24 protein-coding genes and 1 pseudogene are annotated in these 25,392 nt (G+C 72.6%); 4 read left to right on the plus strand and 21 right to left on the minus strand.

Going from position 1 to position 25,392, the window contains the following annotated elements:
- Positions 1 to 226 precede the first annotated feature (226 nt).
- Positions 227 to 715 (minus strand): carboxymuconolactone decarboxylase family protein, encoded by a 489-nt coding sequence (locus ACGFZS_RS13185; RefSeq protein ID WP_365694363.1) that lies wholly within the window; start codon positions 713 to 715, stop codon positions 227 to 229.
- Between the two features lie 52 nt (positions 716 to 767).
- Entirely contained in the window at positions 768 to 2,195 is a 1,428-nt protein-coding gene (locus ACGFZS_RS13190; protein ID WP_393795157.1) for a PLP-dependent aminotransferase family protein, read from the minus strand.
- A gap of 47 nt (positions 2,196 to 2,242) precedes the next feature.
- On the opposite strand from ACGFZS_RS13190, the gene ACGFZS_RS13195 reads away from it, so the two are divergent.
- Both ACGFZS_RS13195 and ACGFZS_RS13200 read left to right on the plus strand, forming a co-directional pair.
- Positions 2,243 to 2,740, plus strand: a complete 498-nt coding sequence (locus tag ACGFZS_RS13195) for a carboxymuconolactone decarboxylase family protein (RefSeq protein WP_365694360.1) — start codon at positions 2,243 to 2,245, stop codon at positions 2,738 to 2,740.
- Complete coding sequence (locus tag ACGFZS_RS13200) at positions 2,737 to 3,447, plus strand: isocitrate lyase/phosphoenolpyruvate mutase family protein (RefSeq protein ID WP_393795158.1); 711 nt, start codon at positions 2,737 to 2,739, stop codon at positions 3,445 to 3,447. The genes ACGFZS_RS13195 and ACGFZS_RS13200 overlap by 4 nt, the downstream gene beginning before the upstream one ends.
- On the opposite strand, the gene ACGFZS_RS13205 is transcribed toward ACGFZS_RS13200, so the two are convergent.
- The 11 genes and pseudogenes from ACGFZS_RS13205 to ACGFZS_RS13255 all read right to left on the minus strand — a co-directional run bounded on the left by ACGFZS_RS13205 (position 3,444) and on the right by ACGFZS_RS13255 (position 14,579).
- Positions 3,444 to 4,394 carry an ABC transporter substrate-binding protein gene (locus ACGFZS_RS13205; RefSeq protein ID WP_393795159.1) on the minus strand — a complete coding sequence of 317 codons (951 nt, stop codon included), beginning with the start codon at positions 4,392 to 4,394 and terminating at the stop codon, positions 3,444 to 3,446. The genes ACGFZS_RS13200 and ACGFZS_RS13205 overlap by 4 nt on opposite strands.
- Positions 4,395 to 4,396: 2 nt before the next feature.
- Positions 4,397 to 6,328, minus strand: a complete 1,932-nt coding sequence (locus ACGFZS_RS13210; RefSeq protein ID WP_393795160.1) for an ABC transporter permease — start codon at positions 6,326 to 6,328, stop codon at positions 4,397 to 4,399.
- Positions 6,328 to 7,515, minus strand: a complete 1,188-nt coding sequence (locus ACGFZS_RS13215) for a glycine betaine/L-proline ABC transporter ATP-binding protein (protein ID WP_393795161.1) — start codon at positions 7,513 to 7,515, stop codon at positions 6,328 to 6,330. Before ACGFZS_RS13215 ends, ACGFZS_RS13210 begins: the two co-directional genes overlap by 1 nt.
- Entirely contained in the window at positions 7,515 to 9,038 is a 1,524-nt protein-coding gene (locus ACGFZS_RS13220) for a GMC family oxidoreductase (RefSeq protein ID WP_393795162.1), read from the minus strand. Before ACGFZS_RS13220 ends, ACGFZS_RS13215 begins: the two co-directional genes overlap by 1 nt.
- A 61-nt stretch (positions 9,039 to 9,099) precedes the next feature.
- The gene (locus tag ACGFZS_RS13225) at positions 9,100 to 10,611 is read right to left on the minus strand and encodes an aldehyde dehydrogenase family protein (RefSeq protein ID WP_393795163.1); all 1,512 of its coding nucleotides are present in this window, start codon (positions 10,609 to 10,611) and stop codon (positions 9,100 to 9,102) included.
- A 172-nt stretch (positions 10,612 to 10,783) separates the two neighbouring features.
- Entirely contained in the window at positions 10,784 to 11,506 is a 723-nt protein-coding gene (locus tag ACGFZS_RS13230; RefSeq protein WP_393795164.1) for a DUF2637 domain-containing protein, read from the minus strand.
- Positions 11,507 to 11,875: 369 nt separating this feature from the next.
- Positions 11,876 to 12,037 (minus strand): hypothetical protein, encoded by a 162-nt coding sequence (locus tag ACGFZS_RS13235; RefSeq protein ID WP_393795165.1) that lies wholly within the window; start codon positions 12,035 to 12,037, stop codon positions 11,876 to 11,878.
- Between the two features lie 2 nt (positions 12,038 to 12,039).
- Positions 12,040 to 12,444 (minus strand): hypothetical protein, encoded by a 405-nt coding sequence (locus tag ACGFZS_RS13240; RefSeq protein ID WP_393795166.1) that lies wholly within the window; start codon positions 12,442 to 12,444, stop codon positions 12,040 to 12,042.
- A gap of 33 nt (positions 12,445 to 12,477) precedes the next feature.
- A pseudogene (locus ACGFZS_RS13245) lies at positions 12,478 to 12,969 on the minus strand (hypothetical protein); the annotation flags it as partial.
- Between the two features lie 100 nt (positions 12,970 to 13,069).
- A complete protein-coding gene (locus ACGFZS_RS13250) occupies positions 13,070 to 13,630 on the minus strand; it encodes a DinB family protein (RefSeq protein ID WP_393795167.1) in 561 nt (186 codons plus the stop codon).
- Positions 13,631 to 13,640: 10 nt separating this feature from the next.
- Complete coding sequence (locus ACGFZS_RS13255) at positions 13,641 to 14,579, minus strand: LysR substrate-binding domain-containing protein (RefSeq protein ID WP_393795168.1); 939 nt, start codon at positions 14,577 to 14,579, stop codon at positions 13,641 to 13,643.
- 100 nt (positions 14,580 to 14,679) lie between these two features.
- On the opposite strand from ACGFZS_RS13255, the gene ACGFZS_RS13260 reads away from it, so the two are divergent.
- Positions 14,680 to 16,083, plus strand: coding sequence for an MFS transporter (locus ACGFZS_RS13260; protein ID WP_393795169.1), 1,404 nt, complete (start codon positions 14,680 to 14,682; stop codon positions 16,081 to 16,083).
- A gap of 38 nt (positions 16,084 to 16,121) precedes the next feature.
- A complete protein-coding gene (locus ACGFZS_RS13265; RefSeq protein WP_393795170.1) occupies positions 16,122 to 16,808 on the plus strand; it encodes a siderophore-interacting protein in 687 nt (228 codons plus the stop codon).
- A 3-nt stretch (positions 16,809 to 16,811) separates the two neighbouring features.
- On the opposite strand, the gene ACGFZS_RS13270 is transcribed toward ACGFZS_RS13265, so the two are convergent.
- The 8 genes from ACGFZS_RS13270 to ACGFZS_RS13305 form a co-directional block, all read right to left on the minus strand.
- Positions 16,812 to 17,687: a hypothetical protein gene (locus ACGFZS_RS13270; RefSeq protein ID WP_393795171.1), complete on the minus strand. Its 876-nt coding sequence runs from the start codon at positions 17,685 to 17,687 to the stop codon at positions 16,812 to 16,814.
- Between the two features lie 926 nt (positions 17,688 to 18,613).
- On the minus strand, positions 18,614 to 19,603 hold the full coding sequence (locus ACGFZS_RS13275; RefSeq protein WP_393795172.1) for a malate dehydrogenase: 990 nt from the start codon (positions 19,601 to 19,603) through the stop codon (positions 18,614 to 18,616).
- Between the two features lie 318 nt (positions 19,604 to 19,921).
- The gene (locus tag ACGFZS_RS13280; RefSeq protein WP_393795173.1) at positions 19,922 to 20,962 is read right to left on the minus strand and encodes a DUF2690 domain-containing protein; all 1,041 of its coding nucleotides are present in this window, start codon (positions 20,960 to 20,962) and stop codon (positions 19,922 to 19,924) included.
- A gap of 331 nt (positions 20,963 to 21,293) precedes the next feature.
- Positions 21,294 to 21,755: a helix-turn-helix domain-containing protein gene (locus ACGFZS_RS13285; protein WP_393795174.1), complete on the minus strand. Its 462-nt coding sequence runs from the start codon at positions 21,753 to 21,755 to the stop codon at positions 21,294 to 21,296.
- 234 nt (positions 21,756 to 21,989) lie between these two features.
- Positions 21,990 to 22,667, minus strand: a complete 678-nt coding sequence (locus ACGFZS_RS13290; protein ID WP_393795175.1) for a response regulator — start codon at positions 22,665 to 22,667, stop codon at positions 21,990 to 21,992.
- Positions 22,664 to 23,827 carry a sensor histidine kinase gene (locus ACGFZS_RS13295; RefSeq protein WP_393795176.1) on the minus strand — a complete coding sequence of 388 codons (1,164 nt, stop codon included), beginning with the start codon at positions 23,825 to 23,827 and terminating at the stop codon, positions 22,664 to 22,666. The genes ACGFZS_RS13290 and ACGFZS_RS13295 overlap by 4 nt, the downstream gene beginning before the upstream one ends.
- Positions 23,828 to 24,024: 197 nt before the next feature.
- Positions 24,025 to 24,432: a DUF3017 domain-containing protein gene (locus ACGFZS_RS13300; protein WP_355711180.1), complete on the minus strand. Its 408-nt coding sequence runs from the start codon at positions 24,430 to 24,432 to the stop codon at positions 24,025 to 24,027.
- Positions 24,422 to 25,276 (minus strand): bifunctional methylenetetrahydrofolate dehydrogenase/methenyltetrahydrofolate cyclohydrolase, encoded by an 855-nt coding sequence (locus ACGFZS_RS13305; protein ID WP_355711181.1) that lies wholly within the window; start codon positions 25,274 to 25,276, stop codon positions 24,422 to 24,424. The genes ACGFZS_RS13300 and ACGFZS_RS13305 overlap by 11 nt, the downstream gene beginning before the upstream one ends.
- Positions 25,277 to 25,392 lie beyond the last annotated feature (116 nt).

The raw sequence follows: 25,392 nt of genomic DNA on the forward strand, positions 1-25,392 counted from the left end.
GCGTGCGCCGCGCGCGGCGCACGCCGGGGAATGGCGGACCTGGCTGGACGAGGAGGTGCCGGAGCAGCTGGAAACAAGCGGCTGAACAGCGCCCCTTCAGGGGCGCGGGGCTGTATCGATATGCGGCTCCGCCGCGTGGGCGCGACCAGCCCCCACTCACCCTCAGCCGAAACACACGAAAAACCGGCCCGGCGATAATTCACCGGGCCGGATAAAGGGCTGTTTTTTATTCGGCTCGCTTGGGCTGATAAGCCCCCGGCACCATCCGGGTGGCGATCGCGATCCGGTTGTAGGCGTTGATGACGGTGGCCGCCCAGACGAGGGCCGCGACCTGCGCCTCGTCGAAGACCCCGGCGGCCTCGGCATACACCGCGTCCGGGACCCGGCCGTCGGCGACGAAGGTCACGGCCTCGGTCAACGCCAGCGCGGCGCGCTCCCGTTCGGTGAAGAAGGGGGTCTCCCGCCAGGCGTTCAGCGCGTAGATCCGCTGCTCGGTCTCGCCCTGCGCACGGGCGTCCTTGGTATGCATGTCGAGGCAGAACGCGCAGCCGTTCAGCTGGGAGGCGCGAATTCTGACCAGTTCCAGGATTTCCGGTTCGACCTTCGCGTCCTGGGCCGCGGTGACGGCGGCGGCATGCAGCGAACCCATCGCCGAGGAGACGTCCGGGGTGATTTTCTTGAGGGCCACGCGGGATATCTGATCGCCATTGCTCATGAGGGAGACTCTAGCCTCCGGAATTCCATTCGGGGGACCATTGCCGGGGAATTCATCGGGCGCCGGTCACGGCCGGGTCCGAGAGGACCGTGCACAGGATGTCCAGCGCTCCCGACCAGGCGTGGTCGGCGGGGGTGCCGTAGCCGAGGACGAGGGCGTCCGGCGCCTGGCCGGTGGCGTCGGGGTGGCGGTGGCGGGGGGTGAGGCCCTCGATGGCGAGGCCGCGTTCGGCGGCGGCCCGGACCACCCGCTCCTGGCTGCCGGGCGGCAACCGCAGGACGACGTGCAGGCCGGCCGCGATGCCGGTGACCCGGATCGCCGGGGCGCGCGCGGCGAGGGCCGCGACCAGCCCGTCCCGGCGCCGCCGGTAACGGGAGCGGGAGGCGCGGACATGACGGTCGTAGGCGCCGGAGGCGATGAACTCGGCGAGCGTCAGCTGGTCCGGCGCCCCGCAGGTGTCCACCCCGCCCTTGACCGCCGTCACCTCCTCGGCGACGGCCGGCGGCAGCACCATCCAGCCCAGCCGCAGCCCGGGGGCGAGGGACTTGCTGGCCGTGCCGAGGTAGACCACCTCGTCGGGGGCGAGGCCCTGGAGGGCGCCGACGGGCCGGCGGTCGTAGCGGAACTCGCCGTCGTAGTCGTCCTCCAGGACCAGGCCGCCGGTGCGCCGCGCCCAGTCCACGACGGCCGCCCGCCGGTCGTGGTGCAGCGCCACCCCCATCGGGAACTGGTGGGAGGGAGTGAGCAGCACCGCGGCCGGTCCCGGGGTCAACTTGCCGGTGTCCGTGCCGAGTTCGTCCAGGGGCAGGGCGCGCATGCGGAATCCGGCCGCCGCCAGCAGCTGCCAGTGCTCGTCGAGGCCGTACGACTCCACGGCGACCGTGTCCGCCCCGCGCGCCCGCAGCATCCGGCCGAGCAGGCTCAGGCCGTGCGAGAACCCGGCGCAGATCACGATGCGTTCGGGGTCGGCGCGCACCCCCCGGGCGCGGGCGAGGTAGGCGGCGAGCGCGGTGCGCAGTTCGACGCGGCCGCGGGGGTCGCCGTAGCCGAAGGCGTCGTGAGGGGCGGCGGTGAGGGCGCGGCGGGCCGCCTTGAGCCACTCGGTGCGCGGGAAGGAGGAGACGTCGGGGAACCCGGCCCGCAGGTCGTAGGCGGGGTGATGGTCGGTCGTACCGGCGGCGGGGGCCGTGGGGCGCGGTCCCGGCGGCAGGGCCGGTACCCCGGTCGCCACCCTGGTGCCGGAGCCCTGCCGGGCGGTGAGCCAGCCCTCGGCGACCAGGTCGGCGAAGGCGTCGGCGACGGTGTTGCGGGCGATGCCCAGGTCGGCGGCGAGGGAACGGGACGAGGGCAGCCGGGTGCCGGGGACCAGCCGGCCGCTGCGGACGGCCTCGCGCAGGGCGTCGGTCAGACCCCTGCGCAGCCCTGGACCGGCCGGTTCAAGATGGAGGTCGACACCCAAAGTGGCCCATGATTCTGCCATGGAAATGGACCATACTCCTGGGCTGCCCGACGCCTAGAGTCGACATCATGAGCAATCAGGAAAACGCCGAGTACGTCCCGGAGCACACCCCCCGCCTCGCCTGGGCGCAGCACGCCCCCGAGGTGTACAAGGCGATGGTCCGGCTGGACGGAGCCGCCCGTAAGGGCCTGGACGCCAAGCTGTTCGAACTGGTGAAGATCCGTGCCTCGCAGCTCAACCACTGCGCGTACTGCCTCGACATGCACACCAAGGACGCGCTCGCGGCGGGCGAGAGCGTCGAGCGGATCGTCCAGCTCAGCGCGTGGGAGGAGTCGAAGCACTTCTACACCGCGCAGGAGCTCGCCGCGATCGAGCTGACCGAGGCCATCACCGTGCTGACCGACGGCTTCGTGCCGGACGAGGTCTACGAGCGGGCCGCCAAGCACTTCGACGAGGCGCAGCTGACCCAGCTGATCGCCTCGATCATCGTGATCAACTCCTGGAACCGGTTCGCCGTGACCACCCGGATGGTCCCCGGGCACTACACCCCGGGGCAGCACGGGTGAGCAAGGCCGAGGCCTTCCGGGCGCTGCACCACGGGCGCCCGCCGGGTGACCCGCTGATCCTGCCGGGCCCCTGGGACGCGGCGAGCGCCCGGGCCCTGGCGGCGGCCGGGTTCCCGGCGCTGGCGACACCCAGCGCGGGGGTCGCGGCCTCGCTCGGGTACGCGGACGGGCACACCCCGGCCGAGGAGATGTTCGCGGCGGTCACGCGGATCGCCCGCGCGGTGGACGTGCCGGTGTCGGCGGACGTGGAGGACGGCTACGGCCTCGCGCCGAAGGAGCTGGCCGAGCGCCTGCTGGAGGCGGGCGCGGTCGGCTGCAATCTGGAGGACTCCAGCGGGGGCGCCCTCAAGGACCCGCGCCGGCACGCCGACTGGCTGGCCGAGTTCCGCTCGGCGGCCGGCGGCGAACTCTTCCTCAACGCCCGCGTGGACACCTTCGTCCTCGGGGGCACCGACCCCGACCGGGTCATCGAGCGGGCCGCGCTGTACGTCGCGGCCGGCGCCGACTGCGTGTACCCGATCGAGGCGCCGGCCGCCCTGCTGCCCCTCCTGCGCTCCGGTATCCAGGGCCCGCTGAACATGTACGCCCGTCTGGACGGCGTCGGCCCCTCGCCCGCCGAACTGGGCGAACTCGGGGCCACGCGCGTCACGTTCGGACCGGGGCTGCTGCGGCGGGCGCTGCGGGCGGTCCACGAGGTACCGGCCTAGGACAGCCACTCCTTCCACACGGAGGGATGGCTGTCCACCCACTTCTTCGCGGCCTCCTCGGGGCTCAGCTTCTGGTCGGCGATCATCAGGGAGACCTGGTCCTGGTCCTCGGTCGTCCACCTGAACTTCTTCAGGAAGGCCGCCGCCTTGCCGCCGGTCCGCGCGAAGTCCGCGTTGAGGTACTTCCGCAGCGGGGTGTGCGGATAGGCGCAGGCGACCTTCGCCGCGTCGGCGTCGCACCCGTCCTTGTACGCCGGCAGTCGCACCTCGGTCATCGGCACCTTCCTGAACAGCCACTGGGGTGCGTACCAGTAGGTCAGGAAGGGCTTCTTCTCCTTGGCGAACTGCTTGATCTGGGTGATCTGGGCGGCCTCGGACCCGGCGAAGACGACCTGGTAGTCCAGCTTCAGATTGCTCACCAGCGCCTTGTCGTTGGTGACGTACGACGGCGAGCCGTCAAGGAGCTGCCCCTTGCCGCCGCTCTCCGCGGTGCGGAACAGCGAGGCGTACTTGTTCAGGTTCCTCCAGTCGGTGATGTCGGGATGCTGCTTGACCAGATAGGTCGGCACGAACCACCCGATGTGCCCGGTGACCCCGAGCTCCCCGGCACCGCTGATGGTCTTCTTGTCCCGGACGTACCGCTTCTCCTGGTCCGGGTGCCCCCAGTCCTCCAGGATCGCGTCGACCCGCCCCTGGCTGAGCGCGTCCCAGGCCGGGACCTCGTCGACCTGCACGGTGTCGACGCGATAGCCGAGCTTGTGCTCAAGGAGGTACTGGGCGACGGCCACATTGGACTGCGCGCCCACCCAGGACTGCACGGACAGCGTCAGGGTCTTCGCGCCCTGCGCGTTGGCGAACGGCGAGGCCTGCCTGGTCATGTCGGCGGCACCGCACCCGGTGGCGAGCACCAGCACGGAGGCGGCCGCGACAAGTGTCGTACGACGCATGGTCACGCTCCCTTCTCCGTACGGCGCTCCGTGGGCTGGGTGACCCGGTCGAGCATCAGCCCCAGGCAGACGATGGCGGCACCGGCCACCAGCCCGGTCGCCAGGTCGCCCTGCGCGAGCCCGAAGGCGACGTCGTAGCCGAGCGCCCCGCCGCCGACCAGACCGCCGATGATGACGACGGCGAGGACGAGCACCACACCCTGGTTCACGGCGAGCAGCAACGCGGGCCGGGCGAGCGGGAGTTGCACCTGCCACAGCTGCTGCCGGCCGGTCGCGCCGAGCGACCGCGCGGACTCCAGGGCGGCCGGGTCCACCTGGCGCAGCCCCTGCGCGGTGATCCGTACGACGGCGGGCAGCGCGTAGACCACGGCGGCGGCCACGGCGGGCGCGCGGCCGACACCGAACAGCGCGACGACCGGGATCAGGTACACGAACTGCGGCATGGTCTGGAAGACGTCCAGCACAGGACGGAGCGCGCGCTCCACCCGATCGCTGCGGGCGGCCGCGACCCCGATGCCGAAGCCGAGGACGAGCGTCACGGCGACGGCCGCGAGCACCTGCGAGAGCGTGTCCAGCGACGGCTCCCACACCCCCAGCACCCCGATCGCGGCCATCGCGAGGACGGCGGTGAGCGCGGTGCGCCAGGTGCCGATCGGCCAGGCCAGGGCGGCGACGATCAGCAGCACCGCCCACCAGGGCAGCCACTGCAGCCCGTCGCGGACGGGGTCGAGGACCCAGGTGGTGAAGTGCCCCGCCCAGTCGGCGGTGCCGCCGACGACCGGGACGCCCGAGTACAGATGGGCGGTCATCCAGTCGACGGCACGGTTGACCGGTTCGGTGAAGTTCAGGGTCCAGGCGGTGGGCCAGTCCAGGCGGCCGAGAAGACGGGCGGCGAGGGCTACGGCCACGGTGGCACCGAGGGCGTACGCCCAGGCGCGGGGCCGGGGCCGGGCGTCGGTGCGCTCGCCCGCGGCCGCCGTGATCCGGTCCAGTACGACCGCGAGGAGCACGATCGGGATACCGGCGGCGAGGGCCGCGCCGACGTCGACCGACGCGAGGGCCTGGTAGACGCGGTCACCGAGGCCGCCGGCGCCGATGACGGAGGCGATGACCGCCATCGACAACGCCATCATGATCGTCTGGTTGAGGCCGAGGAGCAGCTCCTTGCGGGCCAGCGGGACCCGGGCGGTCAGCAGCCGCTGCCTGCCGGTGGCGCCCAGCGACTCCACGGCCTCCAGGACCTCGGGGTCGGCTCCGCGCAGGCCGAGGGCGGTGAGCCGGGCCATCGGCGGAGCGGCGTAGACGACGGTGGCGAGCACGGCCGCGGGCACCCCGATGCCGAAGACCAGGACGACGGGCAGGAGGTACGCGAAGGCGGGCAGCACCTGCATCGTGTCCAGCACCGGGCGCAGCGCGCGGTGCAGCCGGTCCGAGAGCCCGGCCCCCAGCCCGAGCCCGAACCCGACCACGACGGACGCGGCGACGGCCACCACCATCAGCGCGAGCGTCTGCATCGTCGGCACCCACATGCCGAGCACCCCACACGCCAGAAACGCGACACCCGTACCGGCGGCCAGCCTCACCCCGGCCACCCGGTGCGCGACCGCGGCGGCGAGCACCGTGACCCCGGGCCAGCCGGCCGCGAGGAGCGCGAGGTAGACACCGCGCACGGTCAGCACCACGGCGTTGCTGATGTACCCGAAGAAGTAGAGGAACAGGGGGTGCGTGTCACGGTTGTCGATGACCCAGTCACTGGCCGAGGTCAGCGGCTTGGACAGATCGACGGTGAGACTGTGCGGCCACGCGGCGGACGCCCAGCGGGAGTCGGCGAGCGGGACGAGCAGGGCCGCGACCACGGCGAGGACGAGCAGCTTGCGTACGGCGGGATGCACCGTACGCACGGCTCGCGGCACGGGAAGAGTGATCGTCGCCATCAGACGCCCTCCGGATCCGTACCGGGGGCAGGGGGTGTCACTCGCCCGCGCTGGCGGGGTACCGCCTTACTGCCGACGGCTGTGGAGCGCCCCGTCAGGGGCGCGGGGAACTGCGCGACCGGCCCACGACTGCCCGCGGCCGAACGACCACCCGCATCTGTCTTCGCCACGACGCCGAGCAACGCGTCGGCGTCCACGACACCGACGCACCGGTCCCCCTCCACGACCCGTGCCGGGGCACCGGCCACCGCGACCGCGTCGATCGCCTCGGCGACCGTCGCGGATGGGCTGACCACCGGGCCCGCCTCGGCCTCGCCCGGCTCCGCCGCCCGCATGGCACGGCGGACCGTCATCACCTGCTCGCGCGGCACGTCCCGCACGAACTCGCGGACGTAGTCGTCGGCGGGCGAGCCCACGATCTCCTCCGGGGTGCCCAGCTGGACCACCCGGCCGTCGCGCATGAGCGCGATGCGGTCGCCGAGCCTGAGCGCCTCCGACAGGTCGTGGGTGATGAAGACCATCGTGCGGCCCTCCTCCCGGTGCAGGCGGACGACCTCCTCCTGCATGTCCCGCCGGATCAGCGGATCGAGCGCGCTGAACGGCTCGTCGAACAGCAGGACCTCGGGGTCGACGGCCAACGCCCGTGCCAGGCCCACGCGTTGGCGCTGACCGCCGGACAGCTGCGCGGGGCGGCGCTGCTCCATGCCGTCCAGGCCGACCTTGGCGACGACCTGGGCGGCCCGCTCGCGCCGCTCGGACTTCCGGACGCCCTGGATCTCCAGGCCGTAGGCCACGTTGTCGAGCACGGACCGGTGCGGAAGGAGCCCGAAGTGCTGGAAGACCATCGCGGCCCGGTGCCGGCGCAGCTCACGCAGCCGGCCCTTGTCCATCGCCCGGACGTCCTCGCCGTCGATGGCGATCGTGCCGGCCGTCGGTTCGATGAGCCGGGTGAGGCAGCGCACCAGCGTCGACTTCCCGGACCCCGACAGGCCCATCACCACGAAGACCTCGCCCTTGCGCACGTCGAAGGAGACGTCGCGGACGGCGGCCGTGCAGCCGGTGCGGGCGCGCAGGTCGGCGGGCGGGAGCGCGGTCAGCTCGGGGTCCGCGGGGACGCGGTCGGCCTTGGGGCCGAACACCTTCCACAGGCCGTCGACGGAGAACACCGGGGCAGGGGTCGTACTCATCACGCACCGCCCTTCATCAGGTCCACGGCCCGCTCACCGACCATCAGCACCCCGATCATCGGGTTCACGGCCGGCATGGTCGGGAAGACGGACGCGTCGGCGATCCGGATGCCGTCCAGGCCCCGGATCCGCAACTCGGGGTCGACGACGGCCAGTCGGTCGTCGGACGGCCCCATCCGGCAGGTGCCGGCCGGGTGGTACACGGTGTGCGCGACCTTGCGGGCGTACTCGCTCAGCTCGGCGTCGCCCTGGACCTCGGGGCCGGGGCACACCTCGCGCTTCAGCCAGCCGGCCAGCGGCTCGGTCCTCGCGACCTCGCGGGCGATCCGGATGCCGTCGACGAGGGTGCGGCCGTCGTAGTCGTCCTCGTCGGTGAAGTAGCGGAAGTCCAGCGCGGGCTTGACGGCCGGGTCGGCGCTGGTGAGGTGGAGGCGGCCGCGGCTGCGGGGCTTGGGGATGTTCGGGGTCATCGAGACGCCGTGCGCGGGGCGTTCGTAGCCCAGCCGCTCGGGGTTGTCGGTGAACGGCACCTGGTAGAAGTGGAACATCAGGTCCGGGCCCGCGTGTTCGGGGTCGCGGCGGACGAACAGTCCGGCGTCGGAGTCCATCGCGGAGTTCTCGGGGATCGGGCCGTGGGTCTCCCAGACGATCACCGACTCGGGGTGGTCGAGGAGGTTCTCGCCGACGCCCGGGAGGTCGTGGACGACCGGGATGCCGAGCGCTTCGAGGTCCTCCCGGCGGCCGATGCCGGAGTGCAGCAGCAGGCGCGGGGAGTCGACGGCGCCGGCGCACAGGACGACCTCGTTCCGGGCCCGTATCAGCAGGTCCTCGCCGTCCTTGGTGCGCACGCGCACGCCCTCGGCGCGGGTGCCGTCCAGCTCCAGCCGGTACGCCCAGGTCTCCAGCAGGATCGTCAGGTTCGGGCGTTCGTCCATCACGGGGTGGAGGTAGGCCACCGAGGCGCTGGAGCGCTTGTTGTTCTCGGGGTGGTAGGCGAGGTCGAAGAAGCCGGTGCCCTCGGTGAACGGCTTGCGGTTGAAGCCCTCCACGCGCGGGACGCCCAGCGCCTGCTGCGCCGCGTCGACGAAGTCACGGGCGATGGCGTTCCGGTCCTGCTCGTCGACCGGGACGATGTGGTTGAGGAGACGGGCGTAGTACGCCTCCATCGGGACCGCGCCCCAGCCCTTGGCCCCCGCCTCCTCCCACTCGTCCCAGTCGGACGGGAGCGGCTTGAAGGAGATGAGGGTGTTGTGCGAGGAGCAGCCGCCCAGCACCCGGGCGCGGCTGTGCCGGATGTGGGAGTTGCCGCGGGGCTGCTCGGTGGTCGGGTAGTCGTAGTCCAGCTCGCCGCCGAGCAGGCCCATCCAGCGGCGCAGGGTGAGGACGTCGTCGCGGTCGACGTCGCTGGGGCCGCCCTCGATGACGGCGACCGTGACATCGGGGTTCTCGGTGAGCCGGGAGGCGATGACGGAACCGGCGGTTCCGCCGCCTATGACGACGTAGTCGTAGGTGTGGTGGGACATGGGGGGTGCTCCAAAAGGCGTAAGGCTTGCCGGGTACGGCGATCGGTGTGGGCTCGGTCGGTCAGCCGGCGAACCAGCGCACCGGACTCGGCGCGAGGTTCTGGTAGACGTGCTTGGTCTCGCGGTACTCGGCGAGCCCGGCGGGACCCAGCTCGCGGCCGGTCCCGCTCTTCCCGAAGCCGCCCCACTCCGCCTGCGGGAGGTAGGGGTGGAAGTCGTTGATCCAGACCGTGCCGTGCCGCAGCCGGCCGGCCACCCGGCGGGCGCGTCCCGCGTCGGCGCTCCAGACCGCGCCCGCGAGGCCGTACTCGGTGTCGTTGGCGAGGGCGACCGCCTCGTCCTCGGTGCGGAAGGTCTCGACGGTGAGGACCGGCCCGAAGACCTCCTCGCGGACGACCCTCATCTCCCGGTGGCACTGGTCGAGGACGGTCGGCTCGTAGAAGTAGCCGGTGGCGGGCCGGTCGGCGGAGGGGTCCGGGCGCCTGCCGCCGGAGCGCAGCACCGCGCCCTCGGCCAGCGCCGACGCGACGTACGCCTCGACCTTCGCGCGCTGCTGCTCGGAGACCAGCGGGCCGCACTCTACGCCGTCCGCCGTGCCCCGGCCGAGGCGGATCCGCGCCGCCCGGCGGGCCAGTTCGGCCACGAACCGCTCCCGCAGCGGCTCCTCGACGATCAGCCGGGCACCGGCCGAGCAGACCTGGCCGCTGTGGATGAACGCGGCGTTGAGGGCCTGGTCGACGGCGGTGTCGAAGCCCTCGGGGGTGGCGCAGGCGTCGGCGAAGACGACGTTGGGGTTCTTGCCGCCGAGTTCGAGGGCGACCTTCTTGACGGTGGGCGCGGCGGCCTGGGCGACCTTGACACCGCTGACCAGGCCGCCGGTGAAGGAGACCAGGTCGACGTCGGGGTGTTCGGCGAGCCGGGCGCCCACGGTGTGCCCGGGGCCGGTGACGAGGTTCGCCACCCCGGCGGGCAGTCCGGCCTCCGCCAGCAGCTCGATCAGCGCGATCGTCGTCAGCGGGGTGATCTCGCTCGGCTTGACCACGAAGGTGTTGCCGGCCGCGAGCGCCGGAGCGATCTTCCAGCTCGCCTGGAGCAGCGGGTAGTTCCAGGGCGTGATGAGCGCGCACACACCGACCGGCTCCTGTACGACGACGCTGTGGACGTCGGCCGAGCCCGCGTCCACCACGCGGCCCGCGCCCTCCGCCGCCACCAGGTCGGCGAAGTAGCGGAAGGCGTCGGCGACGCAGTCGATGTCGACGCGGCCCTCCTCGGCGGTCTTGCCCGCGTCCCGGCTCTCCAGGAGCCCCAGCGCTTCGCGGTCGCGTACGAGCAGGTCGGCCAGCCGGCGGAGCAGGGCGGCGCGCTCGGCGACGGGGGTGCGGGGCCAGTCACCGGTGTCGAAGGCGCGCCGGGCGGCGGCCACCGCCGTCTCGGCGTCCTTCTCGTCGCCCTCGGCGACCACGGCGAAGGGCAGGCCGTCCGCGGGGTCGATGATCTCGCGCGTCGCGCCGGAGGCGGCTGCCAGCCACTCTCCTCCGGCATGGATGGTCGCTCGTTCCGCTCTGTCCGCCATGATCGGTATTGCCTTCCGTTCCTGTTCGGTGCCCCTGTGTGACCTTGAGGTCACACTCGGGGACCGTCACCGCCTGCCCTCGGTCGCGGATTGCATGCGCAATCGATGGCCGAAAGTGCGCTGCATCACTGAACAGTCGGTCAAAGCAGGACAAAAGTAGTCAGGAAGGTCGTCACGGCGTCGGGGCGCTCGAGGGCTCGGTCTGCGTGGCGTGCCGGGGGCGGCTCTTGGCCGAGATCTGGCCGACGAGCTCCCAGAAGCACACCAGGGCGGTGACCGGCGGAATCCCGAAGATCACTAACGAGATCAGCGCATGCGCGGAGTGGCTGACGCACAGCACCACCGCCATCACGGAGGCGGCCAGCACCACACACCAGGACCGCCGCGCGCTCCGGCGCTGGGCGGTGGCCCGCACGACGGAGAGCGCCGCCACGAACCACGGCCCGTACACCGTCAGCGGCCAGTACTGCGCCAGCCCCGGGGGCAGGATCGAGGAGGCGATCCCGCGCAGCTGACCGTACGAGTAGCAGACGGACCAGCCGAGCATGGACACCGCGCACAGCGAGACCGCGGCGATCAGCAGCGTGATGTGCGTGACGCGCCGGCCGCCGTCGAGCAGATGGGAGTCGTGGCGGACCCGGCGGCGGTTGCTCCTGCGCCGGGCCGGCACGTCCAGCAGGGTGGTGGCCGCGGTCACTCCGGTCGGTGCGGACAGTATCTGGGCCAGTTCCTCGACCGGATCCCAGTCACTCGGCGTGACATCCGGCTCGGGGGCTCCCCAGGCGTGGTCGTAGAGACCCGGGTGCTCGTAGAGGCCGCCGTGGTCGTACCGACCGGTGTGGTCGTAGAGACCAGTGGGGTCGTAGAGACCGGTGTCATGCTGAATCCCGTCCATCGGTAAAACCTCCGCAGCCCGCCTCAGAACGCCCTGTACAGATCCGCCAGCGTCCGCCGATATTCATTTTCCATCACGTTGATTCTCTTCAGGAAATCATCGAGCAGGTCCGAGCATGAGGTGATATCCATACTTCCGGACCAGCGGAGCACGGTCGTCGGGTGATCTTCCGTCGGGTGCCAGTCCAATCGCGTCACGGTCACCTAACGACGGCCACACGGGTCAGGATTTGGGGCGTTCGGGGGAATTCGGGTCACCCACACGAGAAGCTATTGAATACCCGGCGGGGCACAATTGAGGAAATTGTGAATATGCGGGCGGTTACATTCCGTGAATACTGAAACTAAAGGAATGACGATGTGACCGCACTCAGTCGACGGCGGGGTCGTCGTCACACTGCGTGTCCGGCGGGCAGAACCAGTCCACCGCGGTCGTGACCTGGGCCAGCTCGTCGCGCTTGAACTCGACGGCGAGCACCCGGGTGCTGTACGCGGCCCCGGCCCCGCAGAAAGGATCCGCCTCGTTGTACATGATCAGCGGGGCGTGCTGTTCGATCCGGATACGCTGCTTGAGCCGCTGGAAGCGCGGGTTGTCGACCTTCTCGGCGGGTCGTTCGCCGCGTCCGGGAAGCGCTGCGGGGAGAGTTCGGCGGCCAGCGCCTGTCTGAACTGGGTGCGCTGGGCGTGCGCGCACAGGGCGATGCCGGCCAGCACGGCGAGCGCGAACCAGGCCTGCCCGGGCTTCGCCAGGCCGCCGACGTCGCCGAGGTCCGGGGCCAGCAGACCGCCGACACCGGTCGAGCCGGAGTAGCCGGAGCCGTAGGAGGAGCTGTACGGGTCGTAGGACGAGGTGTCGTCCGAGCCGCCGCCGAACGCGAGGACCAGGGCGGCCGTGAAGAACACCCGGCCCCACCAGCAGACCAGGACGGCGTCGATCATCCGGTACATCGACGGAAGGACGGTGAACCGTTCCTAGAGACTGAGTGGGAGTGAGTCCTGTTGCCAGGACTCGTGCTCAGCCGAACGCCCCGGACGGTGTTGGGCGTTCTGGTCGACCGCGTTCGCTGCGCGTCCGGGCGGCACGGATCGTGTCCGTGGTCCGGGGATGCGGGGGCGGTGTCCCTCACGCCCTGGGGTGCCTGGTCGGGCCTGGACGGTCCGATGCCCCGCACGATCGCTCTGGTCGTGTGGGGGCGGTGCCGTCCTCCCCCAGTGCCTGAAGGGCCTGGGAGGTACCCCCAGCCGGATCGGGTGTCCCAGGGCGCGTCTTCCGATCGCCACGGCGGCCGCGTCGTGGCGGGTGGTCTTCCTGGTGCTGGTCGTGAGAGGTTTTTGCCAGTGCTGGGCGCCCCAGCGGCTGGTGTAGGCGGGGTCGACGGCGATGACGGGGATGCCGAGTTCGGCCGCCATGGACACGAGCCGGGCCCGCAGCCGGGCTACCGGCATGCCGGAGATCAGTTTCCCGATGCGTGTGAAGTGCGTTGTTGGACGTCGAGTTGACAAACCATCAGCATAGGGGGACGGCCGTGACCGGCGATACGGAATTCACCGAAGCCGCCGCTGGTCAGAAGTCGGCCGGCGGGTCCTCCCCCACGCGCCCGTCGATCGACTCCCGGATCAGGTCGGCCTGCCCGACGTGCCGGGCGTACTCCTCGATCATGTCGGTCAGCAGCCGGCGCAGGCTGGGCCGCGCACCGCTGCGGGACGTGTAGGCGATCAGGAGTCCGGCGTCCCCCTCGGCGGCCGCGGCGCGTATGTGCGCGCGGGACCGGGCCACCGCCGCCTCCCACAGCCCGTACAGCTCCTCGGCTCCGTCGGCGGCGGCCGACTTCCACTCCCAGTCCGGCTCGGCGTCCCAGTCCACCGCGTCCCACGGCGCGGGGAGTCGCTCTCCGGTCAGCCGCACGGTGAAGTACTGGTCCTCCACCAGGGCGAGGTGCTTCAGCAGCCCGCCGAGGGTGAGGGCGGAGGGGGCCAGCCGCCGGCCGAGCGCCGCCGCGTCCAGGCCCCCGCTCTTCCAGGCGAAGGTGCGCCGCTGCCGCTCCAGGGAGCCGATCAGGGTGTCGAGTTCGCTCCCGGCGACGGGCGGTTCCCACCACACGGCGGATCGGGTGTCGTCTGTCATGCCCCGAAGGCTACGGCCCGCCACTGACAACGCCCTCGCCCAGCAGCAGCTCCCGGACGCGGCGCCGCAGCCAGGCGTGCGCCGGGTCGGCGTCGTGGCGCGGGTGCCAGGCCAGGCCGAGGGGGAGCGGCGGGAGGTCGAGCGGCACCTCGAAGGTGACCAGGCCGAGCGCGGTGGCCAGCGGCACGCTCCAGGAGCTGATCAGGCCGATCAGGTCGGAGTCGCGGAGCACGAAGAGGGAGGCGGGGAAGGTGCCGACGCTGCCCACCACCCGGCGTTCCAGGCCGAGTCCGGCCAGGGCGTCGTCCACCGGGCCGCGCAGCTTGCCGCGCCGCGAGACGGTCAGGTGACCGCCCGCGGTCGCGAACCGCTCGGGCGTCAACGCACCGTCCAGGAGCGGGTGTCCGGCCCGTACGACCCCGCGCATGAGGTCCTCCTTGAGGTGCTCCACCCGTACCTCGGGCAAGGAGGTGTCGATCACCCCGATCTCCAGGTCGGCGGTGCCCTGCCGCAGGAACGGCGCGTCGACGTGGCTCTCGGCGAGGAAGCGGACGCGGATGCCGGGCGCCTCCTCGGCGGCCCGCGCGAACAGCGGGGCGCCCAGCGGGGCGGCGATCGCGTCGTGGCCGATGATCGTGAACGTCCGGGAGACGGTCCGCAGATCGGTGTCCCGGCCGGGTGCGAACAACGCCCGCGCCCGCTCCACGACCGCGCTCACCTCGGCGCGCACGGCGAGCGCGTGCGGGGTCGGCACCATCGCGCGTCCGGCCCGCACCAGCACCGGATCGCCGAGCGCCCGGCGGATCCGGCCGAGGGTGCGGCTCATGGCCGGTTCGGACAGATGCAGCCGCCGGGCGGCCCGCTGCACGCTCTGCTCCTCCAGCAGCACGTCCAGCGCGACCAGCAGGTTCAGGTCGAGGCTGCCGGCGGGCCCGGTGGATTGCGTCATGCGCAGGTATCCCTTGCAAAGGTTGCACTGGAAAGCAGGTCGGGGCCGAGCCTACGGTGACAGGGCATCCCCGACCACCCACCAGCTCCCGGGAGGAGCCGTGCCCTCGCACGCCCTGAACCGCCTGACCCTGCTCGTCCTGTGCGCCTGTGTGCTGGTCGCGCAGAGCATGGTCGCCGCCATCAACCTCCTGATACCCCAACTGGCTTCGTCCGCCCTGCACCCCTCGCACAGCGAGATCCTGTGGACCGTCGACGCCTACGTCATCGCCTTCGCCGGTCTGCTCATCCCGTCCGGCGCGCTCGGCGACCGGTACGGCCGCAAGGGCGCGCTGCTCGCGGGCCTCGCCCTGTTCGCGGCGGGCGCGGCCACCAGCGCGCTCGCGCGGGACCCGGCCGTCCTGATCGCGGGCCGGGGCGTGTCCGGCGCCGGGGCCGCGCTGATCACCCCGGCCACCATGTCGATCCTGATCCACCTCTCCGCCCCCGAGCGGCGCGCCCGGGCCCTGGCCTCCTGGACCCTGGCGCTCGGCCTGGGCGGCGCGGCGGGCAACATCGGCGGCGGCCTGGTCGGCCAGTTCCTGTCCTGGCGGGCCCTGTTCGCGGCGATGGTCCCGCTCGCGGCGCTGCTCGCGCTGGCGGTCGCCGTCGTCACCCCGCGCACCGAACGCTCCGCGCACAGCGCGCTCGACCCGCTCGGCACCCTGCTCCTGACGGCGGGTCTGGTGGCGGTGCTCTTCGGCATCATCGAGGGCCCGACGCACGGCTGGACGTCGGCCGCCATCCTGGGCTCCTTCGCGGCGGGCAGCGCGCTGATCGCCCTCTTCACCGGCCACGCCCTGCGCTCGCCGCGCCCCCTGTTCGACCCGCGGGTCTTCGGTTCCGCCCGGCTGCGCTCGGCGTCCCTCGGCACGGCGGCCGGCTTCTTCGGCCTGTTCTCCCTCTTCTTCGTCAACTCGCAGTACCTGCAAGGCGTCAAGGGCTACGACGCGGCCGTCACCGGGGTCGCGATCATGCCGCTGACCATCGGGATGGCCCTGGTGCCGAGGCTCGCCGCCCGCTGGTCGGGGCACCCGCGCCGGGTCGTCGGCGGCGGGCTCGCGTTGATCGGTCTCGGTCTGCTCGGGGCGTCCACCGTCGACGCGGCCACGCCGTACTGGGCGTACGCCTGCTGGCTGCTGGTCATCTCGGCCGGCACCGGCCTGTCCATGCCGGCCCTGACCCTGGGCGTGGTCACCTCGCTGCCGCCGCACCGGGCGGGCCTCGGCTCCGGTCTCGGCACCACCGCCCGGGAGACCGGCGCGGCCCTCGGGGTCGCGGTCACCGGCACGATCCTGTCCGCCCACACCGGCCTCGCCTCCGGCATGGGCCCGGCGCTGCGCACGGTCGCGCTGCTGGTGCTCGCGGCGACGGCGCTCGTGGTGGCCGGATACGGCCGTGACACCCGAACGCGCACTATCGCGTCCGGCAAGAAACGCGTACTATCGCGTTCTACCGGCGACTGAGCAACTCCCTCCACCGTACGGCCCGTCGAGGAGCCCCCATGCCCGCACTGCTGACCCCCGTCCTCGATCTGCTGACCCTGCGCGGCACGGTCACCGAGGCCGAACAGATCACCGCCCGGATGCGCCGCCTGCGCGTCGACGGCGACCAGCTCGCCGGCCTCGACGTCCGGCCGGGCCAGCAGGTCCGGGTCCTGGTGACCGGGCTGACCCTCCGCACCTACTCCGTCTGGCACTACGACCCGTCCGGTGTCGTCGAGTTGTGCGTGCTGGACCACTCCGAGGACGGGCCGGGCGCCCGGTGGGGCCGTACCGTCGGGCCGGGCGAGCAGGTCCGGCTGCGCAGGCCGGAGGGCGGCTTCACGCTCCGCCCCGAGGCCGCCCACCATGTCTTCGTCGGCGACGAGACGGCCTCGGCCGCCTTCGGCGCGATGCTGGCGGCCCTGCCCGAGGAGGCCGCGGTCTCCGGCTGCGTGGAGACGGCGACGGCCGCGGACCGCCTCCCCCTCGCCCACGCGGAGCGCCTCGACTGGGTGCTCCGCGGCGAGACCTCACTGCCGGAGGCGGTACGACGGCTCGCCCCCGAACCCGGCGGGATCGCGTATGTCGCCGGGGAGGCCCGGGATGTGCAGGCGGTACGGAAGGTACTGGTCCAGGAGGCGGGGTGGGACCGCCGGGCGGTGCTCACCAAGCCGTTCTGGACACCGGGGAAGAAGGGGATGGAATGACGCTCAGGAGCAAGCCGCGTCCGTCGGGCAGAAGGACTCGACCGCGATGGTCGACGGCCCCCGCACCAGACCGGCCGCGAGGCTCTCGGGGCCGCTGGACCGGATCGCGTACAGCGTGCCGTCGGCGGCCCTGAAGCGATGATCGATGACCTGGCGGGCGCCCCGGTCCGTGTCGTCGTAGCGATACGACAGCTCGGCCCAGGTGTCGCCCGAGGCGCGGTCCTCGGCTCGGTAGCCGGGCTGCTTCGCGTACCCGTACCCCGGGTCGTTCTCGGCGAGGTCGAGGGACTCGGCGGGGGTGGCCTCCGAGAGCGCGAAGATCTGCAACTGCCGCCCGTCTGACGGGGAGTCGTAGTACACCACCGGCGCCTTCTCGCCCTGCTTCTGCCGCCGGGTCCAGCCCTGGGGGACGTCGAGGGTGTAGCCGACGGGGTCGTGCGCGACGCGGTACCCGGAGGGGACGGAGGCAGCGGAGGAGGTGGGCGTCGGCGTCGCCTCGGGAGACGAGGGGGACGAACTCGCCGTCGAGGCGGTCGAGGCGGAGGAGTTCGCACTGACACTCACGGACGGGACGGCCCCGGCGCCGCTGCCCTTGCTGCCGTGGTCCCCGCCCAGATACCAGACCCCCGCCCCGGCGCCCACGGCGACCACCACGAAGGCGAGTACGGCGGCGGCCGTACGACCACTGGTCCGGCGGCGGCCCGGGACGGTCCCGGCCGGCGGAGGCGTCGGCGCAAGCCGGTGGCCCGGCGAGGTGGGGGCCGACGACCAGGGCGGCGGGGTGTAACCGCGCGGCTGCTCCGCGAACCCGGCCGGCAGCGGCGGCAGCGCGGCGGGCTCGGTCGGCGTCGGCGACCACACCGGCCGCCCACTCTCCACACCAGGCTCCCGCCCGGCACCGTACCCCTCCTGACCGCCACCGGAAATCTCCGACCGCTCCGGCGGTCCCGGCCACTCAGGGACACCCGGCCACCCCTCCGACACCTCCGCCCCACTCCCGAACTCCCGGCGCCCCGCCCCCTCCAGCCCACGCGGGACCTCCCGACGCCAGTCCGCCCCGGGCCCGTCCGCCACCTCCGGCACCTCCGCCCCGCCCCCGAACCCCCGACGCTCCACCCCCTCCAGCCCGCGCGGGACCTCCCGACGCCGGGCCGTGTCGGGTCGGTCCGCCACCTCCGACGCCTCCGCCCCACTCTCGAACTCCCGGCGCTTCACCCCCTCCAACCCACGCGGAGCCTCACGACGCCAGTCCGCCCCGGGCCGATCCGCCACCTCCGGCACCTCGGCCCCGCCCCCCAACTCCCGGCGCTCCACCCCCTCCAGCCCGCGCGGGACCTCCCGACGCCAGTCCGCCCCGGGCCGATCCGCCACCTCCGGCACCTCCGCCCCACTCCCGAACCCCCGACGCTCCGCCCCCTCCGGCCCACGCGGGACTTCAAGACGCCGGTCCGTCGTCTTCGGCCGCTTCGAGAAGTCCACCTGGCCGCGGTCCCGCGAGCCCGGGGCTTCTCGGCGCCCCGCCGCCTCCGGTTCTCTCGGGGCCGCCGTGGCCTCCGGGTGCCCTTGGTCCGCCGGTTCTGCCGCGGCCCCCGGGCGCCTTTGGTCCGCCGGGATTTCCCCGCCGGTCCGGTCGCTCCGGCTGTTCTCCCCCGGTCGGCTGTTCTCGTCGGTGCCGTCGCCGTGTCCGCTCATCGCGAATCCCCCGATCCACCGCGCTGTATGGCTCTTTCGACGGTAGCGGCGGAAACGGGAACGGGCCCCGTTCCGGATGAAACCGGATCGGGGCCCGTGGGGTGCGGGGTGGCTCAGATGAGGCCGAGGGCGCGGACCGCGTCGCGCTCCTCCGCCAGCTCCTGCACCGAGGCGTCGATGCGGGCGCGGGAGAACTCGCTGATCTCCAGGCCCTGGACGATCTCGTACTGGCCGCCCTTGGTGGTGACCGGGAAGGAGGAGATCAGGCCCTCCGGGACGCCGTAGGAGCCGTCCGAGGGGATGCCCATGGAGGTCCAGTCGCCGTCGGCGGTGCCGTTGACCCAGGTGTGGACGTGGTCGATGGCGGCGTTGGCGGCGGAGGCCGCGGAGGAGGCGCCGCGGGCCTCGATGATCGCGGCACCGCGCTTGGCGACGGTCGGGATGAAGTCGTCCGCCAGCCACTTCTCGTCGTTGACGACCTCGGCCGCGTTCTTGCCGGCGACGGTCGCGTGGAAGATGTCGGGGTACTGGGTGGCGGAGTGGTTGCCCCAGATGGTCAGGCGCTTGATGTCGGCGACCGTGGTGCCCGTCTTCTTCGCGAGCTGGGTCAGCGCGCGGTTGTGGTCGAGGCGGGTCATCGCGGTGAAGCGCTCGGCCGGTACGTCCGGGGCGGCGGCCTGGGCGATCAGCGCGTTGGTGTTGGCCGGGTTGCCGACGACCAGGACCTTGATGTCGTCCGCGGCGTTGTCGTTGATGGCCTTGCCCTGCGGCTTGAAGATGCCGCCGTTGGCCTCCAGGAGGTCACCGCGCTCCATGCCCTTGGTGCGCGGGCGGGCGCCGACCAGGAGGGCCACGTTGGCACCGTCGAAGGCGACGTTCGGGTCGTCGGAGATGTCGATGCCCTGAAGGAGCGGGAAGGCGCAGTCGTCGAGCTCCATGGCGGTGCCCTCGGCGGCCTTGAGCGCGGGGGTGATCTCCAGGAGGCGGAGCCGGACCGGCACGTCCGCGCCGAGCAGCTGGCCGGAGGCGATGCGGAAGAGCAGGGCGTAACCGATCTGGCCGGCCGCGCCGGTGACGGTGACGTTCACGGGAGTGCGGGTCATGGCGTTCTCCGTATGACAGCTGGCGGTGGGCGTCCTTGCCCTGGGTGCCCTGGGGTGCGGACGTACAAATGATCGATCTCTTGGCATCAAGAGATCCACCGGTCAGGCTATCGCGCATTCCGGATGCCGGACGTGGAGGGGTGGGTGTGGCTCACCCCACAAACGCGGCCCCGGACAAGGGGCGGCCGCCTGTCCGGGAGAGGTGAGACGAGGCGGCCGCCGCTCGGGGGTGCCGGTATCCGGACTCCCGTGGGGGGATACGTTTCGCGTGCCCAGGAAACGGGACGGCATTCCCCGGGCACCGCGACTTTCTCGTCCCTACGTCGTGCAGCCCGTCTGTCCCGAGGCCAGCGTCGCGCAGGCCTTCGCCTCCGCCGCGTCCTTGACCGCGACCATCGGCGTGTAGGCGATCGTGTCGCCGACGGCCGTGATGTCGCCGCGTTCCGTGGTGGTGCCGGCGGTGACCCGGACCGCGTCGCCCCGGGCGGCGCCGGTGATCCGGCCCCAGGCGGCACCGCAGGTCCTGCTGTAGCGGACCTCCAGGGTGGTCGCGCCGACCGTGACGGTCTTCGCGGTGGTCACGAGGTCGCCGCTGCACCCCATGGCCTCCGCGTCCTTGCCGGTGCAGCCGGCGCCCGCGCACTTCACCCCGGCCGGGAGGTCGCTGCTGACGCTGGTGGAGGGGGTGGCCGAGGCGCCGTTGCCCTGGTTCTTCTTCCCGCCGCCGTGGTTGCCGGTGAGGAAGAAGACCGCGGCGACCACCACGGCCACGCCGACGACCCCCGCGAGGAACATGGTGAGCCGTCGCCTGCCGCCGCCGGGTGCGGCGGGCGGCGGGGGCGCGGCCGGTCCCCGGGAGCCCGTCCCCTCCCGGCGGTTCGCGTCGGGCGCCGTCGGCTGCGGCGGGATGGTGGGCGAGACGCCCGCGGGCCCGGCGATCCCCGGTGTCGCCACGGCGCCGGCCGCCCGGCGCGGCGCCTTGCCGCCCGCGGGGGCCGCGGTGGTGGCCGGCGGCGCCCCGAACTCGCCCAGCGCGGCCCGCGCCTGGGAGATCCGGATCGCCTCCATGGTCATGTCGTGGCGCTGTTCCGAACGGCTCCAGGCCCGTTCGGCCAGCTCCCACATGGTCGTCAGATGGACGGGATCGGTGCCGGTGACCTCGGCGAGCGCCACGATCGCGCCCTTGGGTGCCAGCAGGCGGCCGCCCAGGTACCGCTCCCACGATGTCCTGCTGTAGCCCGTGCGGTCGGACAGTGCCGCGACGCTCAGCCCGCCGCGGTCCACGAGCCGCCGCAGCTGGGTCGTGAACTCCTTGACCTGCGGATCGAGTTCGTCCGGCAGGGCTTTCCAACGAGGCATTGCTTCCCCCCTCATTCCCCCGGTTCGGTGCCGTGTGTTCCCGCGCGTTTCCCCCTGCGCGTGGTGCCCCCGCGCGGGTCCCCGTCTGGCTACCCACCGGGATGCGGCGACCCCGGAACCCAGTCCCCGTACAGGGGGCGCACTGGAGCATCGACCCGCCCGCGTGCACCGTCGCACGCCGACCGCCGTGCGGTCCAACGGGCCCTCAGCTCGTCCCGATTGGACACGTTAGCCCGCTTGTGGGTCGGCTTCGTGACATATCCGCGAACTTGTCAACACATCGACACACCGGTCATCGAGCCGTGACCTCGCAGGTCACAGGGGGCACAGCTCACCCCAGAAGCACGGCCCCGACGACCGCCACCAGGAGCAGCACGAGCAGCAGCAGGACCGCGGAGAGCAGCAGGCGCCCGTGCGGGCGGGCGGCCGGTTCCTGCTCCGGGCGGTCCCACCAGGGCAGGGTCGGATCGTCCTCGTACTCCTCCGTGCCCGGCGGCCGCTCCGGCGCGCTCACCGGGCGCGGCCAGGCCTGGACGGCCAGTTCCCAGCGCACCGCGTGCCGTTCGGCGTCCGCGCCGGCCAGGCCCGCGACCCGGCACAGCGCGACGACGGCCTGGCGCGGCGGCGGCTGTACGGCGTTGAGGTAGCGCTGCCAGGAGGACTTGCTGTACGCGGTCCGGGCGCCCAGCGAGACCAGGCTGAGTCCGGTGTCGTCCTTGAGGAGCCGCAGCTGCTCCACGAAGTGCCGCACCTCCGCCGGGAGTTCCTCCGGCAGCGGCTGCCAGCCGCCCATCGCGCACCTCCACGGCGTTGCCCGTTGCCAGTTCGTTGCCAGTTCAGAGCGGGTGACGACGGGCGGCGGGTGGACGGTTCCCGCAGGTTGTGGCAGTGCGGGCGGTCCGTAGCGGAACTGTCACCTCTGTGCCACAGCCGTCGGACAGCCGTTGAACAGGTACCGCCCGGTGGGAAGGCTGCATCCCGACGGCGGTCCGTCCTGCTCGGGGGAGGGGATGGGCCGCCGTACGGTTCAGCCCGCCGGGCCGCCCGGGGTCACCAGCCCCGTCTCGTAGGCCACCACCACCGCCTGGGCCCGGCTGCCCAGGTCGAGCTTGGTCATGGTGCGGTTGAGGTGGGTCTTCACGGTCGCCTCGCTGATGTAGAGGCGGTCGGCGATCTCCAGGTTGGACAGTCCGCGCGCGGTGAGCTTCAGGACCTCGACCTCTCGGGAGGTCAGCACCTCCAGGTCGGGCGGCGGGCCGGTGCCGGAGTGGGAGCCGCGCTGCCGGGCGAAGGCCTCCACCAGGCGCCGGGTGACACTGGGCGCGAACAGGGCGTCACCGCCGTCCACCGCGGTGACGGCGGCCAGCAGCCGCTCCGGCCCGGAGTCCTTGAGCAGGAACCCCGAGGCGCCGGCGCGCAGCGCCCCGTACACGTACTCGTCGAGGTCGAAGGTGGTGAGCACCAGGATGCGGGGCGCGGGGGCGACGGCCTGCGCGAGGATGCGCTCGGTGGCCTCGATGCCGTTCAGGCCGGGCATCCGGATGTCCATGAGGACGACGTCGGGCCGGGTCTCGGCGGCCAGCCGCACCGCCTGCGCCCCGTCCCCGGCCTCCCCGGCCACCTCGAACCCGGGCGCGGCCTCCAGCAGCCCCACCAGGCCCGCGCGGATGAGGAACTGGTCGTCGACCACGAGCACTCTGGTCATCCGGTACGGTCGTCCCCCCGCCGTGCGAGTGTGGCCGAGGTCGGCAGGGCCATCTCGACCGCGAAGCCGCCCTCGGGGCGTGGGCCGACGCTGATCGTCCCGCCGTAGAGCTTGGCCCGCTCCCGCATGCCAATCAAGCCGTGTCCGGCGCCCGTTCGCACTCTGTCCGGATTCACCCCCTCTCCGTCGTCGAGGACGGACACGGTCAGCTCGCCGGCCCCGTACCGCAGCAGCACGCGCGCGTGCGCGTGACCGGCGTGCTTGAGGACGTTGGTGAGCGCCTCCTGGACGACGCGGTACGCGCACAGCTCGACACCGGGCGGCAGCGGCCGCGGCTCCCCCTCCACCGCGAGGTCCACGGACAGTCCGCCGGACCGCACCCGCTCGACGAGTTCGGCCAGCCGCTCCAGGGTCGGCATCGGGGCCCGCTCGGCGGCCTGCGGATCCTCGTCCCTGAGCACCTGGAGCATGCGCCGCAGCTCCTCCAGCGCCTCGCCGCTGGTGCCGGCGATGGTGCCGAGCGCCCCGCGCGCCTTGCCCGGATCCGACTCGAAGACGAACCGGGCGAGCCCCGCCTGCACGGAGATCACCGACATGTGGTGGGCGACGACATCGTGCAGCTCCCGCGCTATCCGCCCGCGTTCCTCGGCGACCGCCCGCCGGGCCCGCTCGGCCTGCTCGGCCCGCAGATGCCGGGTGAGCGCGGCGGACCGCTGCGCGAGATGCCCGAACCAGAGCAGCACCGAGGAGTACAGCAGCGCCTGCGTGACGACGGACGCCATCGAGGAGTGGTCGGTGACGATCCCGGCGTACACCCACACCCCGGTCATGCACACCGCACAGCCGACGGCGACCCGCACCGGCCGCACCGAGGCGACCGTGTACAGCGCCAGCATGGAGCCGAAGGTGCTCACCACGGGCCAGTAGCCGAGTCCGACATAGACGATCGCGGCCCCCTGCACGACGGCGAACACCCCGAGCGGCCACCGCCCGCGCAGGGCCACCGGCAGCTGCGCCACCCCGACCAGCGCGTACCCGCGGGCATCGAGCGGCGGCCAGCCCTGCGCGGCCGACTCCCGCCCCAGCAGCACGGCCGTCACGAGCGTCGCGCACGCGATCAACGTGTCGACGACGAGCGGGGGCGGGGTGCGCGGTCGCATCGCCGCAGCGTAACGCCGGGCTCCGGAACACCGAGTCAACCGCCGGGAGTACCACCAAAGTTGTACGGGTTTCCACCCCGGGTGGGATTCGCCCCCACGCCCGACCCCCTACCTTCGATCCGGGGGAAGCAGGCCCGCACCCACCGGGGGAGGTGCGGGCCACGCGCCCCCACCGGCCCGCAGCCGCACACGAACCCCTAGCTCTTCATCGTGAAGTGCAGCGTGTCCTTCAGGTAAGGGATCACCAGCCACGGCTTCGGCTGCGCCATCAACGCCAGCAGCACGATCGCCAGCCCCAGCACCCCGTACGTCGCGATGTCCGTGAACCGCGACCGGACCGCCAGCATGCCCACGCTCGGCAGTATCCACCGCATCACCGCCCCGGCGAGCAGCGCCGCCCCGATCAGCAGCGCCCCCACCCGGAACTGGTCGAGGGAGGTCAGCAGCAACCCCACCGCGACGGTCCCCAGCACCACCAGGATGGGCCACTGCCGCGCCGGCGCCGGGAGGTCCCCGGACGCGGCCCGGCCGCCGCCCTCGGGCCGTGCCGTGTCCCGGGTGAACAGCGGGAACCGCCGCGTCGTACGACGCCCGTCAGCCGACACTGCGCTCCGCCGCCTCGACCACGTTGACGAGCAGCTGGGCCCGGGTCATCGGCCCGACACCGCCGGGGTTCGGGGAGATCCACCCGGCGACCTCGGCGACCCCGGGGTGCACGTCGCCGACGATCTTGCCGTCGGCGTTGCGGGAGACACCGACGTCGAGGACGGCGGCGCCCGGCTTGACGTCCTCGGGGCGGATCAGGTGCGGGGAGCCGGCGGCGGCGACGATGATGTCGGCGCGCTTGAGGTGCGAGGCGAGGTCGCGGGTGCCGGTGTGGCACTGCGTGACCGTCGCGTTCTCGCTGCGCCGGGTGAGCAGCAGCGGCATCGGACGGCCGATGGTCACACCGCGGCCGACGACCACGACCTCGGCGCCCTTGATCTCCACGCCGTGGCGGCGCAGCAGGGTGAGCACGCCGTTGGGGGTGCAGGGCAGCGGCGCGGGCTCGCCGAGGACCAGCCGGCCGAGGTTCGTCGGGTGCAGGCCGTCCGCGTCCTTGTGCGGGTCCATCAGCTCCAGGATGCGGTTCTCGTCGATGCCCTTGGGCAGCGGGAGCTGGACGATGTAGCCGGTGCAGGAGGGGTCGTCGTTGAGTTCGCGGACGACGGCCTCGATCTCCTCCTGGGTCGCGGTGGCCGGGAGTTCGCGCTGGATGGAGGCGATGCCGACCTGTGCGCAGTCGCGGTGCTTGCCGGCGACGTACTTCTGGCTGCCGGGGTCGTCCCCGACCAGGATCGTGCCGAGGCCGGGCGTGACGCCCTTCTCCTTCAGCGCCGCCACGCGGACGGTCAGATCGGACTTGATCGCGGCTGCGGTGGCCTTGCCATCGAGAATCTGGGCGGTCATGGCTCCATCCTCGCGGATGCCGGTCTCCCGGTTCCAGTCGGGTGTGTGGTCATGATCAATGATGTTGCACTTGCACAACACATCGCTAATCGGACTGGACAACAACTCGCGTGTAC

Source organism: Streptomyces sp. NPDC048288, from assembly GCF_043201555.1.
Lineage (GTDB): Bacteria > Actinomycetota > Actinomycetes > Streptomycetales > Streptomycetaceae > Streptomyces.

Coding starts and splice junctions, on each gene's coding strand:
- ACGFZS_RS13265 (WP_393795170.1), top strand. CDS start 16,122: ATGCCCGCACTGCTGACCCCCGTCCTCGATCTGCTGACCCTGCGCGGC.
- ACGFZS_RS13295 (WP_393795176.1), bottom strand. CDS start 23,827: ATGCGACCGCGCACCCCGCCCCCGCTCGTCGTCGACACGTTGATCGCG.
- ACGFZS_RS13190 (WP_393795157.1), bottom strand. CDS start 2,195: ATGGCAGAATCATGGGCCACTTTGGGTGTCGACCTCCATCTTGAACCG.
- ACGFZS_RS13240 (WP_393795166.1), bottom strand. CDS start 12,444: ATGATCGACGCCGTCCTGGTCTGCTGGTGGGGCCGGGTGTTCTTCACG.
- ACGFZS_RS13250 (WP_393795167.1), bottom strand. CDS start 13,630: ATGACAGACGACACCCGATCCGCCGTGTGGTGGGAACCGCCCGTCGCC.
- ACGFZS_RS13285 (WP_393795174.1), bottom strand. CDS start 21,755: ATGGGCGGCTGGCAGCCGCTGCCGGAGGAACTCCCGGCGGAGGTGCGG.
- ACGFZS_RS13185 (WP_365694363.1), bottom strand. CDS start 715: ATGAGCAATGGCGATCAGATATCCCGCGTGGCCCTCAAGAAAATCACC.
- ACGFZS_RS13255 (WP_393795168.1), bottom strand. CDS start 14,579: ATGACGCAATCCACCGGGCCCGCCGGCAGCCTCGACCTGAACCTGCTG.
- ACGFZS_RS13220 (WP_393795162.1), bottom strand. CDS start 9,038: ATGTCCCACCACACCTACGACTACGTCGTCATAGGCGGCGGAACCGCC.
- ACGFZS_RS13280 (WP_393795173.1), bottom strand. CDS start 20,962: ATGCCTCGTTGGAAAGCCCTGCCGGACGAACTCGATCCGCAGGTCAAG.
- ACGFZS_RS13215 (WP_393795161.1), bottom strand. CDS start 7,515: ATGAGTACGACCCCTGCCCCGGTGTTCTCCGTCGACGGCCTGTGGAAG.
- ACGFZS_RS13205 (WP_393795159.1), bottom strand. CDS start 4,394: ATGCGTCGTACGACACTTGTCGCGGCCGCCTCCGTGCTGGTGCTCGCC.
- ACGFZS_RS13305 (WP_355711181.1), bottom strand. CDS start 25,276: ATGACCGCCCAGATTCTCGATGGCAAGGCCACCGCAGCCGCGATCAAG.
- ACGFZS_RS13195 (WP_365694360.1), top strand. CDS start 2,243: ATGAGCAATCAGGAAAACGCCGAGTACGTCCCGGAGCACACCCCCCGC.
- ACGFZS_RS13235 (WP_393795165.1), bottom strand. CDS start 12,037: ATGTACAACGAGGCGGATCCTTTCTGCGGGGCCGGGGCCGCGTACAGC.
- ACGFZS_RS13230 (WP_393795164.1), bottom strand. CDS start 11,506: ATGGACGGGATTCAGCATGACACCGGTCTCTACGACCCCACTGGTCTC.
- ACGFZS_RS13225 (WP_393795163.1), bottom strand. CDS start 10,611: ATGGCGGACAGAGCGGAACGAGCGACCATCCATGCCGGAGGAGAGTGG.
- ACGFZS_RS13290 (WP_393795175.1), bottom strand. CDS start 22,667: ATGACCAGAGTGCTCGTGGTCGACGACCAGTTCCTCATCCGCGCGGGC.
- ACGFZS_RS13275 (WP_393795172.1), bottom strand. CDS start 19,603: ATGACCCGCACTCCCGTGAACGTCACCGTCACCGGCGCGGCCGGCCAG.
- ACGFZS_RS13210 (WP_393795160.1), bottom strand. CDS start 6,328: ATGGCGACGATCACTCTTCCCGTGCCGCGAGCCGTGCGTACGGTGCAT.